Source organism: Aeromicrobium sp. 636 (assembly GCF_024433585.1).
Taxonomy (GTDB): Bacteria; Actinomycetota; Actinomycetes; order Propionibacteriales; family Nocardioidaceae; genus Aeromicrobium; species Aeromicrobium senzhongii.
On record NZ_WNJU01000001.1, the window covers coordinates 746,691 to 762,487 of the forward strand.

19 protein-coding genes are annotated in these 15,797 nt (G+C 72.4%); 5 read left to right on the plus strand and 14 right to left on the minus strand.

What is annotated here, in order from left to right:
• Positions 1-816 (minus strand): indole-3-glycerol phosphate synthase TrpC, encoded by an 816-nt coding sequence (gene trpC, locus GL325_RS03635; RefSeq protein ID WP_187768638.1) that lies wholly within the window; start codon positions 814-816, stop codon positions 1-3.
• Positions 817-965: 149 nt separating this feature from the next.
• On the opposite strand from trpC, the gene GL325_RS03640 reads away from it, so the two are divergent.
• Both GL325_RS03640 and GL325_RS03645 read left to right on the plus strand, forming a co-directional pair.
• Complete coding sequence (locus GL325_RS03640) at positions 966-1,823, plus strand: hypothetical protein (protein WP_154595248.1); 858 nt, start codon at positions 966-968, stop codon at positions 1,821-1,823.
• Positions 1,824-1,879: 56 nt separating this feature from the next.
• Positions 1,880-2,221 (plus strand): hypothetical protein, encoded by a 342-nt coding sequence (locus GL325_RS03645; protein WP_187768639.1) that lies wholly within the window; start codon positions 1,880-1,882, stop codon positions 2,219-2,221.
• A gap of 22 nt (positions 2,222-2,243) precedes the next feature.
• On the opposite strand, the gene GL325_RS03650 is transcribed toward GL325_RS03645, so the two are convergent.
• The 7 genes from GL325_RS03650 to hisF all read right to left on the minus strand — a co-directional run bounded on the left by GL325_RS03650 (position 2,244) and on the right by hisF (position 8,276).
• The gene (locus GL325_RS03650; RefSeq protein WP_222865863.1) at positions 2,244-2,594 is read right to left on the minus strand and encodes a DUF2752 domain-containing protein; all 351 of its coding nucleotides are present in this window, start codon (positions 2,592-2,594) and stop codon (positions 2,244-2,246) included.
• Positions 2,595-2,668: 74 nt separating this feature from the next.
• Entirely contained in the window at positions 2,669-2,869 is a 201-nt protein-coding gene (locus tag GL325_RS03655) for an HGxxPAAW family protein (RefSeq protein WP_154595251.1), read from the minus strand.
• 54 nt (positions 2,870-2,923) lie between these two features.
• Positions 2,924-3,475, minus strand: coding sequence for a Trp biosynthesis-associated membrane protein (locus tag GL325_RS03660; protein ID WP_187768640.1), 552 nt, complete (start codon positions 3,473-3,475; stop codon positions 2,924-2,926).
• Positions 3,472-3,810 (minus strand): phosphoribosyl-AMP cyclohydrolase, encoded by a 339-nt coding sequence (gene hisI / locus GL325_RS03665; RefSeq protein WP_187411860.1) that lies wholly within the window; start codon positions 3,808-3,810, stop codon positions 3,472-3,474. Before hisI ends, GL325_RS03660 begins: the two co-directional genes overlap by 4 nt.
• A gap of 119 nt (positions 3,811-3,929) precedes the next feature.
• Positions 3,930-5,714 (minus strand): ABC transporter ATP-binding protein, encoded by a 1,785-nt coding sequence (locus GL325_RS03670; RefSeq protein ID WP_187768641.1) that lies wholly within the window; start codon positions 5,712-5,714, stop codon positions 3,930-3,932.
• Positions 5,707-7,518: an ABC transporter ATP-binding protein gene (locus GL325_RS03675; RefSeq protein ID WP_308209233.1), complete on the minus strand. Its 1,812-nt coding sequence runs from the start codon at positions 7,516-7,518 to the stop codon at positions 5,707-5,709. Before GL325_RS03675 ends, GL325_RS03670 begins: the two co-directional genes overlap by 8 nt.
• The gene (hisF, locus tag GL325_RS03680) at positions 7,515-8,276 is read right to left on the minus strand and encodes an imidazole glycerol phosphate synthase subunit HisF (protein ID WP_304518649.1); all 762 of its coding nucleotides are present in this window, start codon (positions 8,274-8,276) and stop codon (positions 7,515-7,517) included. The genes GL325_RS03675 and hisF overlap by 4 nt, the downstream gene beginning before the upstream one ends.
• Before the next feature lie 4 nt (positions 8,277-8,280).
• Between hisF and GL325_RS03685 the strand changes: the two genes are divergently transcribed.
• Positions 8,281-8,955 (plus strand): hypothetical protein, encoded by a 675-nt coding sequence (locus GL325_RS03685; protein WP_187768642.1) that lies wholly within the window; start codon positions 8,281-8,283, stop codon positions 8,953-8,955.
• Between the two features lie 3 nt (positions 8,956-8,958).
• Here the strand turns inward: GL325_RS03685 and GL325_RS03690 are convergent, their stop codons facing one another.
• Together GL325_RS03690 and priA are read right to left on the minus strand one after the other, a co-directional pair.
• Positions 8,959-9,486: a DUF1707 domain-containing protein gene (locus GL325_RS03690; RefSeq protein WP_154595257.1), complete on the minus strand. Its 528-nt coding sequence runs from the start codon at positions 9,484-9,486 to the stop codon at positions 8,959-8,961.
• Between the two features lie 2 nt (positions 9,487-9,488).
• Positions 9,489-10,211: a bifunctional 1-(5-phosphoribosyl)-5-((5-phosphoribosylamino)methylideneamino)imidazole-4-carboxamide isomerase/phosphoribosylanthranilate isomerase PriA gene (gene priA / locus GL325_RS03695; RefSeq protein ID WP_187411859.1), complete on the minus strand. Its 723-nt coding sequence runs from the start codon at positions 10,209-10,211 to the stop codon at positions 9,489-9,491.
• Positions 10,212-10,252: 41 nt separating this feature from the next.
• Between priA and GL325_RS03700 the strand changes: the two genes are divergently transcribed.
• The gene (locus tag GL325_RS03700) at positions 10,253-10,909 is read left to right on the plus strand and encodes a YitT family protein (protein WP_154595258.1); all 657 of its coding nucleotides are present in this window, start codon (positions 10,253-10,255) and stop codon (positions 10,907-10,909) included.
• Positions 10,910-10,928: 19 nt separating this feature from the next.
• Here GL325_RS03700 and hisH read toward each other — a convergent pair whose 3' ends face one another.
• The 4 genes from hisH to hisD are packed head-to-tail and all read right to left on the minus strand — an operon-like array spanning position 10,929 to position 14,566.
• Entirely contained in the window at positions 10,929-11,573 is a 645-nt protein-coding gene (hisH, locus tag GL325_RS03705; RefSeq protein ID WP_187768643.1) for an imidazole glycerol phosphate synthase subunit HisH, read from the minus strand.
• Between the two features lie 22 nt (positions 11,574-11,595).
• Positions 11,596-12,195, minus strand: coding sequence for an imidazoleglycerol-phosphate dehydratase HisB (gene hisB / locus GL325_RS03710; RefSeq protein ID WP_187768644.1), 600 nt, complete (start codon positions 12,193-12,195; stop codon positions 11,596-11,598).
• A complete protein-coding gene (locus GL325_RS03715) occupies positions 12,192-13,271 on the minus strand; it encodes a histidinol-phosphate transaminase (protein ID WP_255955500.1) in 1,080 nt (359 codons plus the stop codon). Before GL325_RS03715 ends, hisB begins: the two co-directional genes overlap by 4 nt.
• Positions 13,268-14,566, minus strand: coding sequence for a histidinol dehydrogenase (gene hisD / locus GL325_RS03720; RefSeq protein WP_187768645.1), 1,299 nt, complete (start codon positions 14,564-14,566; stop codon positions 13,268-13,270). Before hisD ends, GL325_RS03715 begins: the two co-directional genes overlap by 4 nt.
• A 39-nt stretch (positions 14,567-14,605) precedes the next feature.
• Between hisD and GL325_RS03725 the strand changes: the two genes are divergently transcribed.
• The gene (locus GL325_RS03725; RefSeq protein WP_222865862.1) at positions 14,606-15,793 is read left to right on the plus strand and encodes a benzoate/H(+) symporter BenE family transporter; all 1,188 of its coding nucleotides are present in this window, start codon (positions 14,606-14,608) and stop codon (positions 15,791-15,793) included.
• Positions 15,794-15,797 lie beyond the last annotated feature (4 nt).

Below are 15,797 nucleotides of genomic sequence, written 5' to 3' on the forward strand. Positions count from 1 at the left end.
TCAGCTCGGCTGCCATCGGTGCTGCAAGGCCGGGTGCTGACCGGCCGCGACGAGGTCCGCGACGGTGGCGCGGGGGTCGTCGCCCTTGACCAGGGTCTCGCCGACGAGCACCACGTTGGCGCCGGAGCGAGCGTACTCGATCACGTCGTGCGGACCGCGCACACCGGACTCGGCGACCTTGACGACCGAGTCGGGGATCTGCGGGGCGAGCCGCTCGAAGGTGCCACGGTCGACCTCGAGGGTCTTGAGGTTGCGCGCGTTCACCCCGATGAGGTCGGCGTCGGCCTCCAGGGCTCGCTCGACCTCGGCCTCGTCGTGGACCTCGACCAACGGCGTCAGACCCATCGAGCGGGCCCGGTCGATCAGCGAGGCGAGCGCGTTCTGGTCGAGGGCGGCCACGATCAGCAGGGCCATGTCGGCACCGGCCGCGCGGGCCTCCCAGAGCTGGTACGACGTCGTGATGAAGTCCTTGCGCAGCACCGGGACGTCGACGCGCGCCCGGACGGCGCGCAGATCGGCGAGGGTGCCGTTGAAGCGACGCTGCTCGGTGAGCACGCTGATGGCGGCGGCGCCACCGGAGGCGTAGTCGCCGGCCAGCTCGGCCGGGTCCTTGATGTCGGCCAGGGCGCCCTTGCTCGGACTCGCCCGCTTGACCTCGGCGATCACCGACACGCCGTCGGCACGGAAGGCCGGCATCGGGTCGAGCGCCGGCGGCTGCTTGGCCGCCTGTTGCTTGAGCTCATCCAGGCCGACCCGAGCCTGACGCTCGGCCAGGTCCTCGGCCGCGCCGGCGAGGATGTCGTCGAGTACGGACATCGCACTGTCCCTTCCCCTGTTCGGTCTCGGCTCCGAACCGACCACCAGCGTATAGCCGGTGGCACACAAAGCGGCACGCACCCTCCGTTTCAGGACGAGTCGACGGCGGCGCGGTGTACGTCGCGGGAGATCATCCCTAGGCTCGGCGCATGTCGACCCACGAGCCGCCCACCGGACCCGAGCCCCAGGACCCGGACCAGCCGGTCCCGCCGCCCCCGCCCTCGTACGGCAGCACGTATCCCCCGCCTCCGGGCGACGGTCCCGGTGCCGGCTCCGGGGGCTACCCGCCTCCACCCGGCGCGGGCGGCGGCTACGGGTCCGGCGGGTATCCGCCCCCGCCCCCGAGCGGCCCGGGTTACGTGCAGCCGTTCAGCGCCACCGACGCGATCGGCTACGGATTCACCAAGTTCGGGTCCAACGCCGGCCAGTGGCTCCTCGCGGGCCTGGCGATCGTCCTCGTGTCGATGGCCTTCAGCGTCCTGAGCTGGATCGTGCAGCCCGACGACCTGAGCGACAGCAACCCGTTCGCCGCGCTCAACCTCGGCGGTGCGGTGGTCAACCTGCTCTCGACCCTGGTCGGGTACCTCATCACGGCCTACGTCTACCGGGGCGCCCTGGACGAGACCGAGGGCCGGCGCTTCACCATCTCGGGCATCTTCGAGCGCGTGCCGGTCGGCAACGCCATCCTCACGTCGCTGCTGGTCTCCATCGGCGTCACGATCGGCCTGCTGCTGTGCGTGGTGCCCGGCATCGTGTTCGCGTTCCTGAGCTACTTCGCGCTGCTGTTCGTGGTCGACCGGAACGAGTCCCCGATCCAGGCGATCAAGTCGAGCATCTCGCTGATCTCGGCGAACGTCGGGTCGTCGCTGCTGCTGGCGCTGCTGTCGATCCTGATCCTGATCGTGGGCATCTGCCTGTGCTTCGTGGGACTGTTCGTGGCCTACCCCGTCACGGCCATCGCCACGGCGTACGCCTACAAGAAGTTCCAGAACCAGCCCGTTCTCTGAGCGGCCCGTGGCGCGGCCGGTCCGACGGCCCGGCCGCGCCGCCCTATGCTCATCGCGTGAGCAGCTATCCCCCGCCGCCCGGCGGCCCGTCCCCGTGGGGCTACGGACAGGCCCAGCCGCAGGACAACCAGGCCGTGTGGGCACTCGCCACCGCGCTCATCAGTCTGTTCGCCAGTTGCTGCTGCGGCCTGTTCTCGATCGGCGGCGGGATCGCCGCCATCGTGCTGGCCCGCGGCGCCCGGACCCGGGCACAGGAGCTCGCCGGCCCGCAGGCCGACACCACGATGGCCACCGCCGCCTTCTGGGTGGGCGTGGGGTCCATCGCCGTCGGCGTGATCTCGGTGCTGGCCGCGGCCGTCAGCATCGGCCTGGACGTGTGGCTGAACGGCTGGTACTGACCGACAGGTCGGCCACCGGGACTCAGGGAGCGAGCCAGGCGCCCCACGGCGTCAGGCGCACGATCCCGAAGGCGACGACCGCCAACGCGGCGAACGTGACGGTCCGCGCGGACCAGGTCAGGTAGGGCGCGGGGATCGCGCGGGCTCGCCGCAGGAACCAGACCAGCCACGCCACCGAGGCCACGAGGACCAGGCTCACCGCGAACAGGTTGCTGGAGACGGCTCCGGCCACGTCGCCGCGCGTCAACAGGTTCATCGCGCGCAGACCGCCACATCCCGGACAGGGCTGACCCGTCAGGACGAGGAACGGACAGAAGCCGTACGCACCCTCGACGTGCGGGTCGCGCAGGTGCAGCAGGGCGAGCGCCCCCACTCCGGCCGCAGCGGCGATGAGCGGGGCGCGGACCAGCCGACCGCGCGAGGCGGCCGGTGGAGTGACCGGGAGGGTCAGTGACCCTTCACCCGGTCGGAGCCGAAGCCGGCGAGGCTCATGACCTTGCCCAGGGGCAGGGCGCCCACCGCGAGGACGACACCGATCGTGAAGACGACCCAGTTCGGCTCGGGGATCAGGCCGATCCCGCCGACGAGGAAGCCGGCGAGGCTGACGAGGACGGCGGTCCAGGCGGCCGGCGACGATCCGTGCGACATGGGGTGTGCTCCTAGGGATGCTCGGGGTGGTTCGGACGACAGCCTACTGGGTGGTCAGGCCGTCGGATCCACGCCGTCGTCCATCGCCTTCCACAGGTCGCTCGATTCGGGCTCCCGGGCGGCCGGCGTCTCGTACTTGCGGCCCATCGTCGCCCAGCGCGGGCCGAGCCAGGCGACCAGGATTCCGGTGATCACGATGAGCACGAAGCCCACGACGGAGAGCGCCTGCGCGGCGGTGGTGCTCCAGTCGACGGCGACGCCGGAGACGGCCGCCTCGTCGATGGCGCGGGCGCGGGCGGTGCGCATCGCGTCGTCGGTCCCGACCGACATCACGACGCCGACCGCGCCGGCCAGGGCGACCACCGCTCCGACGACCCGGCGCAGCCGCGGACCGGCCGCCAGCACTCCGGCGCCCGCGGCCATCGCGAGCACGGCGAGGCCGGTGGCTCCGGGGACGACGTCGGCGCCGGACACCGCGAGGTCCACCTCCGGCAGACCGGCCGCGGACACCGTCGCGCGGGCCCAGGTGGCGCGGACGGCGGCCAGCGTGCCGCCACCGACTGCCAGGAGCAGCAGGACGGCCGGGGCCAGCAGATTGCGTCTCACGTGAGCAGACCCTCGTCGAAGCAGGTCGTGGCGCCGGTGTGGCACGCGGGGCCGGTCTGGTCGACGACGAGCAGCAACGTGTCGCCGTCGCAGTCGAGCCGGACCTCGCGCACGCTCTGGGTGTGCCCGGACGTCTCGCCCTTGACCCAGTACTCGCCGCGGCTGCGGCTCCAGAACGTGGAGCGTCCCGTGGTGAGCGTGCGGTGCAGCGCCTCGTCGTCCATCCAGCCGACCATCAGCACGGCCAGGGAGGTCGCGTCCTGCACGACGGCCGGCACCAGTCCGGCCGGGTCGCGCTTCAACCGGGTCGCGATCGCGGGATCCAAGGAAGTCACGTCTCCCAGTGTCTCAGGGCGGCGGTGGTCGGTTTACCACGGGACCGTGGTGTTCTGGCGCCTCCCCGACGAAGTTTCCCTGGGGAGGCGCGGGTTTACCACGGGACCGTGGTAAACCGTCACGCCAGCGAGGCCTGCGCCACCCAGGACGCGTGCAGCCGCGAGTACACGCCGCCGGCTGCCACGAGGTCGGCGTGCCGGCCGTCCTCGACGAGCCGGCCCTGGTCGAACACGAGCACGCGGTCGGCATTCTCGGCGGTGGACAGGCGGTGGGCGATCGTGACGCTGGTGCGGCCCTGCAGCAGACGGTCGAGCGCGCGCGTGGCGCGCAGCTCGGTCTGCGGGTCGACGGCGCTGGTCGCCTCGTCCAGGACGAGGAAGGCGGGGTCCGCCAGCGCCGAGCGCACGAGGGCGACCAGCTGGCGCTCCCCGGCCGACAGCGACTCGCCGCGCTGGCCGACCCGGGTGCCGAGGCCGTGCGGCAGAGCGGCGAACCAGTCGGCCAGGCCCAGCTGCTCGACCGCGTGCACGAGGTCCTCGTCGGTGGCCGTCCGTGACCCGTACCGCAGGTTCTCGGCCAGCGTCGCGTCGAACAAGAACCCCTCCTGGGGCACCATCAGCACGTGCCGGCGCAGGTCGTCGAAGGGCACCCGGGCGATGTCGACACCGCCGAGCAGGACCCGCCCCTCGGCGGGGTCCATCAGCCGGGTCAGCAGCTTGGCGAACGTCGTCTTGCCCGAGCCGGTCTCGCCGACCACGGCGACCCGCTGACGCGGCGCGATCGTCACGTCGACGTCGGCCAGCACCGTGGGGCCGTCGGGGTACGCGAAGGACACGTGCTCGAACCGGGCGTCCAGATCGCCCTCGGGGAGCCGCTCACCGCCCGGACCGGGATCCACGACGTCGGCCGGGGTGTCCAGCAGGTCCAGGACCCGGCGCCACGACGAGATGGCGTTCTGGGCCTCGGAGATCACCTGGGTGGCCATCTGCGCGGGACCGGTGAACAGTCCGACGAGGAACACGAACGCGACGATCGTGCCGACGGAGAGCTCGCCGACGACTCCCAGCCACACCCCGATGCCCAGGACGGCCGCGTTGGCGATGCCGGCGACCACGATGGCCGCGGAGAACGCGCCCGCCGTGATCGTCTGGGCGCGGATGTTGTTGCGGTAGTTCGCGCGCACGGCGACGTCGACACGCTCCTGCGTCCGGGCCTCGATGCCGTAGGAGCGCACGACGGCCGCTCCCACGACGGGCTCGGCGATGACGGCGAGCATCTCGCCGACGCTGGCGCGCACGCGGTCGTAGGCACGCGACATCGCGCCGGCGAGCCAGCGCAGGCTCAGCGCGAGCGGCACGAAGCTGATCAGGACGACCAGGGTCAGCTGCCAGGACAGGAACGCCATGACGATCGTCGCCACCAGCATCTGACCGATGCTGACGATCATCATGATGCCGGTGAACTGCAGGAACTGGCTGATCTGGTCGACGTCGGACGTCACGCGCGAGACGAGCGAGCCGCGACGCTGGGTGTTCTGGGTCAGCATCGACAGGTCGTGCACGTGCCGGAACGCCGCGACGCGCAGGTTGGCCAGCCCGCGCTCGCTGGCGGTGAAGATCCGCACCTTGGACCAGTAGCCCGTGGCGGCGATCGCGACCATCAGCACGGCGGCGATGACCACGTACCGCGTGATCGTGGAGGTCTGGACGTCGCCGGAGGCGAAGCCCTCGTCGAGCGCCGACCGGACGACGATCGGCACCAGCGATCCGCCGGCCGTGCTGATCAGGGCCAGCACGAGAGTCAGCCAGATGCCCTCGGTCATCTCCGGGTTGTGACGCATCCCCCGCACGAGGACGGCGACACCGCCCTCACGCTCATGCTCCCGCGCGGGTGTCTCATTCATGGTCGACCTCCTCACGGGCCTGGTCGTAGGCGTCGACGAGATTGCGGTAGGCCACCGATCGCTCACGCAGCTGCGCGTCGGTGCCGTGGTCGGCGACCCGGCCGCCGTCGAGGAAGACGACCTCGTCGGCCAGGGCGATGGTGGCCTTGCGGTAGGCGACCACGACGGTCGTCGGCGATCCGTCCCGGTCGGCCAGCGCCCGCAGGATCCGCTGCTCGACCTCGGGGTCGAGCGCGCTCGTGGCGTCGTCCATGACCAGCACGCGCGGGTCGCGGACGAGGGCGCGCGCCAGGGCCAGTCGCTGCCGCTGGCCACCGGAGAGCGAGGTGCCCCGCTCCCCCAGCTCGGTGTCGAGGCCGGCGGGCAGTGCGGCGACGAAGCGGTCGGCCTGCACGATGCGCAGGACCTCCCACACCCGCTCGTCGGGGACGTCGAGGTCCAGCACGACGTTGGCGCGCACCGTGTCGTCGAACAGGAACGTCGACTGCGGGACGAGCGCGACCGCCCGCGTCAGCTCGTGCTGGGACAGGTCGCGGGCGTCGGTGCCTCCGACGAGGACGGCACCGGAGTCGGGGTCGACGAGGCGGGTCACGAGCGACGCCAGCGTGCTCTTCCCGCTGCCGGTGCCGCCGACGATCGCGGTGACCGTGCCGGCCGGGACCGTGAACGAGATGTCGCGCAGCACCGCGGTGTCGGGCTCGTCGGGATGGCTGTAGTCGAGGTCCTCGACGTGCAGGTCGACCGGTCCGGTCCCCGGGACCCGGGCCGTGCCGTAGTCCATCGCCTCGTCCTCGTCGATGACGCGCGAGACACGGTCCCAGCCGACGACGGCACGGGGCAGCTCGCCCAGCACCCAGCCGAACGAGCGGATCTGCATGCCGATGACGGTGAAGAGGTAGGCGACCTGGACGACGTCGCCGGCGTCCGCCGCGCCCGACTGCACCCGCAGCGCGCCGATCAGCACGACGGCGAGCACCGCCAGGTTGGGCAGCATCTCGATCACCGGGTCGAAGACGGCACGGATGCGGCCGATCCCGATCGCCGCGTCCCGCAGACGCTCGCTGGCGGCGCGGAAGCGGGCGGTCTCGTCGGCCTCGCGGCCCAGCGACTTGACCACGAGGGCACCGTCGAACGACTCGTGCGCGACGGTCGAGACGTCGCCGCGCAGGCTCTGGGCCAGCGCGATCCGCGGCCCCTGGGCCCGCTGGTAGACCGCGTTCGCCACGAAGAGCAACGGGATCACGACCAGCCCCACGAGCGTGAGCACGGGGTCGGCCACCACCATCGTCGCGATCGCCGCGACGAGCATCGCGATCGTGCCCAGCGCCATCGGCAGCGGCATGAAGACCGACCAGGTGGCCTCGACGTCGGCGTTGGCGTTGCTGAGCAGCTGGCCGGCGGGGTGGCGGTGGTGCCAGCGCAACGGCAGTTGCAGGTACCGCCGGGTGACGCGCAGCCGGTCGTCGCGCACGAGGCGGTAGAACACCACTCCGCCGAGCAGGCGGCGACCGACGACGCCGACGGTGCGCAGCAGGGCGGCCAGCAGGAACAGGCCGATCCCGGCCCACAGGGTCGACCAGGTGATCGCCGCGTCCTCGACCGACGGGGTGATGACGTGGTCGGTGGCCCAGCCCAGGACCCAGGCGTCGGCGACGGTCATGACGCCGAAGAGCAGGGAGGCCAGCGCGGCCCACGTGAACATGACGCGCTGGCGCATGATGCCGCGACCCACGACGGCGAAGCCGCGTCGGGTCAGGTTCTCGGTGCCACCGCCCCCGAGGGAGTCCAGGATCGGGGTGGTCACCGAACCACGTGTCCCGCGGCTCGCAGCGTCTCCTTCACCGCGGGGATCGTCAGCGAGCCGAAGTGGAAGACGCTGGCGGCCAGCACCGCGTCGGCGCCGGCCTCGACGGCCGGCGGGAAGTGCTCGAGGCGGCCGGCGCCGCCGCTGGCGATGAGCGGGACGTCCGTGACGCCGCGCACCGCGCGGATCATCTCGAGGTCGAACCCCGCTTGCGTGCCGTCGGCGTCCATCGAGTTGAGCAGGACCTCACCCACGCCGAGCTCGCTGGCCCGGCGCACCCACTCGATCGCGTCGATGCCGGCCGAGCGGCGGCCGCCGTGGGTGGTCACCTCGAACCCGCTGGGTTGATCGCCTGCACGTCGAGCGTCAACGCTCAGCACGAGGACCTGATTCCCGAAGCGGTGCGCGATCTCGGCGATCACCTCGGGTCGGGCGATGGCCGCGGTGTTGATGCCGACCTTGTCCGCGCCCGCCCGCAGCAGCCGATCGACGTCGTCGACCGTGCGGACGCCGCCACCCACGGTCAGGGGGATGAAGACCTGCTCGGCGGTGCGGCCCACGATGTCGAACGTCGTGGAACGGTCGCTGCTGGAGGCGGTGATGTCGAGGAAGGTCAGCTCGTCGGCGCCCTCGGCGTCGTAGACGCGGGCCATCTCGACGGGGTCGCCCGCATCACGCAGGTCGACGAAGTTCACGCCCTTGACGACTCGGCCGCCGTCCACGTCCAAACAGGGGATCACACGGACAGCTAGGCTCACGCGCATGAGCGTAGTCCGTGGGTCCCACGTCCGGTCGAGCCGCCTGTGGGTGGTCGCGGTGACGACAGCGCTGACCCTCGCCGCCTGCTCGGACTCCCCGGACGAGGAGCCCGCGCCGACCCCCAGCAGCCCTTCGGCCAGCGCCACCTCGTCACCGACCACGACGCCGGCCACCGAGTCGCCGACCACGCCGGCGCCCGAGGCGCTGCCGCCCCTCGCCGAGCTCGTGGTGTCCCCCGGACGCGTCGGCCCCGCCGCGGCGGGCATGACGCGCGACGAAGCCCTCGCCACCGGCCTGTTCGAGGCCGACGCACCGGTCCGGGGTGAGGACTGCGGCCGGGTCGCGCCGCTGGCCTGGAAGCCCGACTACGCCTCGTCCCTGGACGTGCTGGCCCAGGAGGACGGCACGATCGTGTCCCTCGGTGTCCGCGGCGAGCAGCCGCGCACGGCGGACGGCCTCGGTGTCGGCAGCACCCTGCGCCAGGTCTCGGGCGTGCACGAGACGGCCGAGCTCACCGAGGCCGGCTACGGCCAGACGGGCGTGCTCGTGACCGACGGCGACCGCTGGCTGGGCTACCTGTTCGACGCGGACCCCGAGTCGGTCGGCCCGAACGACAAGGTCGTCCTCGTCGAGGTCACGCAGGGCACCAGGCCCGACCTCATGCGCGACGGCTGCTGAGCCTCACGCGTCGCCGTCGTCCTCGCGATCTGCGTCCCTGCGCCGGCCCAGGCGCCGCGCGATCCTGCGCTCGTGGTGCTCGATGCGCTGGCCGCGGTTCACCACCTGCATGAGCCAGCCGACGCCCACGCCCAGGATGGGGAAGATCGGCCAGAAGAAGTACACGTCACCGTTGAAGACGCTGGTCGCGCCCCAGATCCCGGTCGTCATGGTGCCGACGGTCAACACCGCGTTGCGAGCGTCGCGCGTCTCGCGACGGTAGCGCCGCACCGCCTCGTCGCGCACGGACAGCGCCGCTGGAGCGGGAGCCTCGAGGTCCTGCAGCAGCGGCGCGAACTCGCCCAGCAACGTCGCCGAGAGTGCGGCCTGGGAACGGCGGTCGAACTCCGTGCGGTCGAGCCGCCCGTCGGCGTACGCCTCGCGCAACGCCTCGACGGCCGTCTCACGGTCGCCGTCGGAGGCACGGACGCCGGCCACCTCCGTACGGCGTGGATCGGCGCTGAAGCCGTCCCACCGCACGAGGCCGGCCACGACTACTCCGCGACCGCGGCGAGGGCGTCGGGCAGGGTGAAGGCCCCGGCGTACAGGGCCTTGCCGACGATCGCACCCTCGACGCCGATGTCCGCGAGCGAGGCGATCGCGCGCAGGTCGTCCAGGCTCGAGACGCCGCCCGAGGCGACGACCGGCTTGTCGGTCTGCTCGCAGACCTGGCGGAGCAGGTCGAGGTTGGGTCCCGAGAGCGTGCCGTCCTTGGTGACGTCGGTGACGACGTAGCGGGCACAGCCGTCCGCGTCGAGCCGGGCGAGGGTCTCGAACAGGTCGCCGCCCTCCTTGACCCAGCCGCGCGCCGCCAGGGTCCGTCCGCGCACGTCGAGGCCCACGGCGATCCGGTCGCCGTAGCGGGCGATGGCCGACCGGCACCAGTCCGGGTCCTCGATCGCGGCGGTGCCCAGATTGACCCGGCGGCAGCCCGTGGCCATGGCGGCGTCGAGCGACGCGTCGTCGCGGATCCCGCCGGAGAGCTCGACGTCGATGTCGAGGCGGCCGATCACGTCGGCCAGCAGCTCACGGTTGGAGCCCTTCCCGAACGCGGCGTCCAGGTCGACCAGATGGACCCACTCGGCTCCGTCGGACTGCCACTGCAGGGCGGCGTCGAGCGGGGATCCGTAGGAGGTCTCGCTGCCGAGCTCGCCCTGGACCAGGCGCACGGCCCGGCCCTCGGCGACGTCGACGGCGGGGAGCAGTTCGAGAGTCACCCCGCGATCGTATCGACCGCCCTCCGTAGAGTTGGTGGGCCATGACTGACAGCCAGCACGAACCCACCTCCCCCGAGTCCTTCGACACCACGGAGCCCACCGCGGTCACCATCCCCCACACGCCCGCCGAGGACATCCTCGGCGTCCTCACCGGGACGTGGCTGGCCTCGCTGGGTCTGCACCTGCTGCACGAGGCGCATGCGGTCACGGGCGGCACGGCCGGTCTCTCGCTGCTGCTCACCTACGCGTTCCCGGTGGCGCTGCCGCTCATGCTGATCGTGGTCAACCTGCCGTTCTTCGCGCTCGCGGCGTGGAAGAAGGGCTGGCGCTTCACGTTCCGGTCGATCGTCGCGGTGGGGCTGCTGTCGGCGTTCACCTCGGTGCACGGGCAGCTGATCCCCTCCCCCGACCTCGCACCCGTCTACGGCGTCCTCACCGGCAACATCCTGGCCGGTGTGGGCATCCTCATCCTGTTCCGCCACGGGTCGAGTCTGGGCGGCTTCAGCGTCCTGGCGTTGATCGCCCAGGAGCAGGCCGGCCTGCGCGCCGGGTACGTGCAGATGGCGCTCGACGTGCTCGTCGTGGTCGCCGCGCTGCTGGTCGTGCCGTGGGACAACGTGCTGCTGTCCGCCGCGGGCGCGGTCGTCCTCAACCTCATCCTGGCGTTCAACCACCGCCCGGAGCGCTACCGCGCCTGATCGGCCCGAGGGCCGCGCCTCAGAGGGTCGCGATCCAGTTCTCGAGCAACCGGCGACCCGCGTCGCCGGACTTCTCGGGGTGGAACTGGGTCGCCCAGAGCGGGCCGTGCTCGACGGCCGAGACGAACCGGTCGCCGCCGTACTGCGTCCACGTGACACCCGGTGCCTTGAACGCCGTGCCCTCGGCGTCGAGGTGCCACTCGCGCACACCGTAGGAGTGCACGAAGTAGAAGCGATCGTCCTCGATCCCGGCGAACATCGCCGAGTCGGCCGGCGGCTCGACGGTGTCCCAGCCCATGTGCGGCACGATCGGCGCCTGGAGCTTCTCGACCGTCCCGGGCCACTCGCCGCAGCCCGTGCTGCGGACCCCGTGCTCGATGCCCTCGGCGAACAGGATCTGCATGCCCACGCAGATGCCCAGGACCGGGCGGCCGGCGATCAGCCGGCGCTCGATGATCCGCTCGCCGTCGACCTCGCGCAGGCCGCGCATGCAGGCCTCGAAGGCCCCGACGCCGGGCACGAGCAGGCCGTCGGCGTGCTCGGCGACCCGGGTGTCGGAGGTCAGCTGGACGTCGACGCCCCGCGCCTCGCCCGCGCGCTCGACGGCGCGCACGGCGGAGCGCAGGTTGCCCGATCCGTAGTCGAGGACGGCGACGGTGGTCATGCGCGGGCTCCGGTCACACGGGTCACAACGCGCCCTTGGTCGAGGGGATTCCCGTCTCGCGGGGATCGGGCTCGACGGCGGCGCGCATCGCCCGGGCGAGCGCCTTGAACTGGCACTCGGCGATGTGGTGCGGGTCGCGACCGGCCAGCAGGTTCATGTGCATCGTGATGCCGGCGTGGTGCGCGATCGACTCGAAGACGTGCGAGGTCAGCGACCCGATGTACGAGCCGCCGATGATCGCGGTGATCTGGCGCTCGGGCTCGCCGGTGTGCACGAAGTACGGGCGTCCGGAGACGTCCACGACGCACTGGGCGATGGCCTCGTCCAGCGGGACCAGGGCGTTGCCGTAGCGGCGGATGCCGGACTTGTCGCCGAGCGCCTCGCGCAGGGCCTCGCCGATGCAGATCGCGGTGTCCTCGACGGTGTGGTGGGCGTCGATGTGCAGGTCGCCCTCGGACCGGACCGTGAGGTCGATCAGCGAGTGGCGGCTGAAGGCGGTGAGCATGTGGTCGTAGAAGCCGACGCCGGTGCTGATCTCGTGACGCCCGGTGCCGTCCAGGTCGAGCTCGACGACGACGTGCGACTCGGAGGTCTTCCGCTCGATCCGTGCGGTCCTGCTCATCGGGGATCCACCTCCATCAGTGCGGTGCGAAACGCCCGCATCTCGTCCGGGGTGCCGATCGACACCCGGAGCCAACCGTCGGGTCCGACCTCGCGGATCAGGACCCCTCGATCGACCAAACCTTCCCACACCGCGTGACGATCGGCGAAATGCCCGAACAGCACGAAGTTCGCGTCGGACGCGGCGACGTCGTACCCGCGATCGGCCAGCCAGGCCGAGGTCTCGTCGCGGGTGCTGCGCAGCTCGTCGACCCGTGCCAGCAGTTCGTCGGTGTGCCGCAGGGCGCCCAGCGCCGTCGCCTGCGTGACCGCCGACAGGTGGTACGGCAGCCGCACGATCCGCAGCGCGTCGACGATCGCCGGATCCGCGGCCAGGTAGCCCAGCCGGCCGCCGGCCAGCGCGAAGGCCTTGCTCATGGTGCGCGTGACGATCAGGCGCGGGTGCTCGGCGAGCAGCTCCAGGGCCGTCGGGGTGCCGGCGCGGCGGAACTCCGCGTACGCCTCGTCGACCACGACCACGCCGGGCGCCGCGGCCAGGACCGCGTGCAGCTCCTCGACCCCCAGCGCCGTGCCCGTGGGGTTGTTGGGCGAGGTGAGGAAGACGACGTCGGGTCGCTCGGCCTCGATCAGCGCGACGGCCGCGGGGACGTCGATCGCGAAGTCCTCCCGGCGACGTCCGGCCACCCAGCGGGTGTGGGTGTTGCGGGCGTACTCGGGGTACATCGAGTAGGTCGGCGCGAAGGACAGGACCGTGCGCCCGGGACCGCCGAAGGCCTGCAGGATCTGCTGCATGACCTCGTTCGAGCCGTTCGCGGCCCAGACGTGCGCCGCGGTGAGTCCGTGACCGAGGTAGCCGGCCAACGCCTCGCGCAGCGCCCACGCCTCGCGGTCGGGGTACCGGTTCAGCTCGAGCGCCGCCGCCTGCACGGCCGCGGCGATGTCGGCCGCCGCCTCGGCGCTGGGGCCGTACGGGTTCTCGTTCGTGTTGAGCCGGACGGGCACGTCGATCTGCGGGGCACCGTAGGGCTCCTCGCCGCGCAACTCCTCACGGATCGGCACCCACGCCGGAACACTCACTTCTCGCGCTCCAGCCGGACCGTGACGGCCGCACCGTGCGACGGCAGGTCCTCGGCCTCGGCCAGCGTGACCACCCGGTCGCCGACGTCGCGCAGGGCGTCCTCGGAGTACGTCACGACGTGCATGTTCTTGAGGAACGCGCGCACGGACAGACCCGAGGAGTGGCAGGCGCACCCGGCGGTGGGCAGCACGTGGTTCGAGCCGGCGGCGTAGTCGCCCAGCGAGACCGGCGCGAAGGAGCCGACGAAGACGGCGCCGGCGTTGACGATCCGGTCGGCGACGGCCGATGCGTCGGCGGTCTGGATCTCGAGGTGCTCGGCCGCGTAGGCGTTCGCCACGTCGACGCCCTGGTCGACGTCGCGCACCAGCACGGTCGCGGACTGCTGGCCGGCCAGAGCGGTGCGGATCCGCTCCTGGTGACGCGCCGTGGGCACCTGGCGCTCGAGCTCGGCGTCGACGGCGTCGGCCAGCTCGAGCGAGTCGGTGATCAGCACGGCGGCGGCCAGCGGATCGTGCTCGGCCTGGCTGATGAGGTCGGCGGCGACGAACTCGGGATCGGCCGTGGAGTCCGCGACGATCGCGATCTCGGTGGGACCGGCCTCGGCGTCGATGGCCACGACACCTTGCAGGTGGCGCTTCGCGGCCGCCACGAAGATGTTGCCCGGGCCGGTCACGAGGTTGACCGCCTCGTTCTCCTGGGTGCCGTAGGCGAGCATCGCCAGGGCCTGGGCGCCGCCGGCGGCGTAGACCTCGTCGATGCCCAGCCGCGCGCACGCGGCCAGGATCGTCGGGTGCGGCAGACCGCCGAACTCCGCCTGCGGCGGGCTGGCGAGCGCGATGCCCGGCACCCCGGCCACCTGCGCCGGGACGGCGTTCATGATGACGGTGCTGACCAGCGGCGCGAGGCCACCGGGAACGTAGAGGCCGACCCGCTGCATCGGGACGATCCGGCGCTCGACCGTCGCGCCGGGCGCGACGTCGACGGACACCGAGCGCTCCAGCTCGGCCTCGCAGGTGAGCCGTAGGCGGGCGATCGACTCGTCGATCGCGGCCAGCACGGCGGGGTCGACGTCGGCGAGTGCCTGCTCCAGCGCCTCGGTGGGCACGCGGAGGCGCTCGGGGCGCACGCCGTCGAACTTCTCGCCCGCGTCCAGCACCGCCTCGGCACCCCGTGCGCGCACGTCGTCGCAGATCGGCACGACGGCCGCGAGCGCATGCTCGACGTCGACCTCCGCGCGGGGCACCGCGTCGCGGTATCCGTCGGTCTGGTCACGCAGGTCGAGTCGTCTGAGCACCCCGCAAGTCTAGGTCGCGCGATGGCCTAGCCTCACAGCGTGTCCCCCTCCCCCGCGGCGCACGACCGGCTGCAGCCGATCACCGCCGGAGTCGTCACCGCGCTGGTGGGCTTCACGTCCTCGTTCGCCGTCGTGTTGGCGGGGTTGCGCGCCGTCGGCGCGTCGGAGTCCCAGGCCGCCAGCGGGTTGTTCGCGCTGACCGTCGGGTTCGCGCTGCTGATCATCGTCCTGGCGCTGACGCACCGGGTCCCCGTCACCCTGGCGTGGTCCACCCCGGGAGCGGCCCTGCTGGCCTCCACCGGAGGTGTCGACGGAGGGTGGTCGGCCGCGGTCGGCGCCTTCGTCGTCACCGGCGTGCTGATCGCCCTGATCGGTGCCGTCCCGTTCCTGGGCGCTCTCGTCGCCCGGATCCCGGCGGAGATCGCCCAGGCGATGCTGGCCGGGATCCTGCTGCCGTTGTGCCTGGCACCGTTCGTCTCGTTGGCCGACTCGCCCGGATACGTGGCCCCGGTCATCGCGGCGTGGCTGGTCGTCAGCCGGGTCCGGCCACGCTGGGCGGTGCCCGCGGCGCTGCTGGTCGCGGTGGCGGCGATCACGGTGTCGGTGCAGCGGTCCGGCCGGGAGTTCGACACGGGCGCCCTCGTACCCACGCTGGAGTGGACCACGCCGACGTGGACCTGGTCGGCGGTCGTGGGGATCACCGTCCCGCTCACGATCGTCACGATGGCCTCGCAGAACCTGCCGGGTGCGGCGGTCCTGCGCAGCTTCGGCTTCGCGGTGCCGTGGCGATCCTCGGTCGTCGCGACCGGGGTGGGCACCGCGATCGTCGCCCCGTTCGGTGGGCACGCCATGAATCTCGCGGCCCTGTCCGCCGCCCTGGCCGCCGGCGACGAGGCCGGCCCGCGCGAGCGACGGTGGCTCGCGGCGGTCTCGGCAGGCGTGGGGTACCTGGTCATCGCGGGCGCAGCCGGGGTCGTGGTCGCCCTGGCCGCGGCGGCACCGGCCGGGATCATCGAGGCCGTCGCCGGCCTGGCCCTCATCGGCGCGCTCGTGGCGGCTCTTCAGGGCGCGCTGACGCCGGCGCGCCACCGCACCAGCGCGGGCGTCACCTTCCTGTTCGCGGCCTCGGGCGTGACGCTGCTGTCGGTGGGATCAGCGTTCTGGGCCCTGCTGCTGGGACTTCTCGTTCGTGTCGTACTGGAGCGCGACGACCCCGAAGACAGGTAGCCTC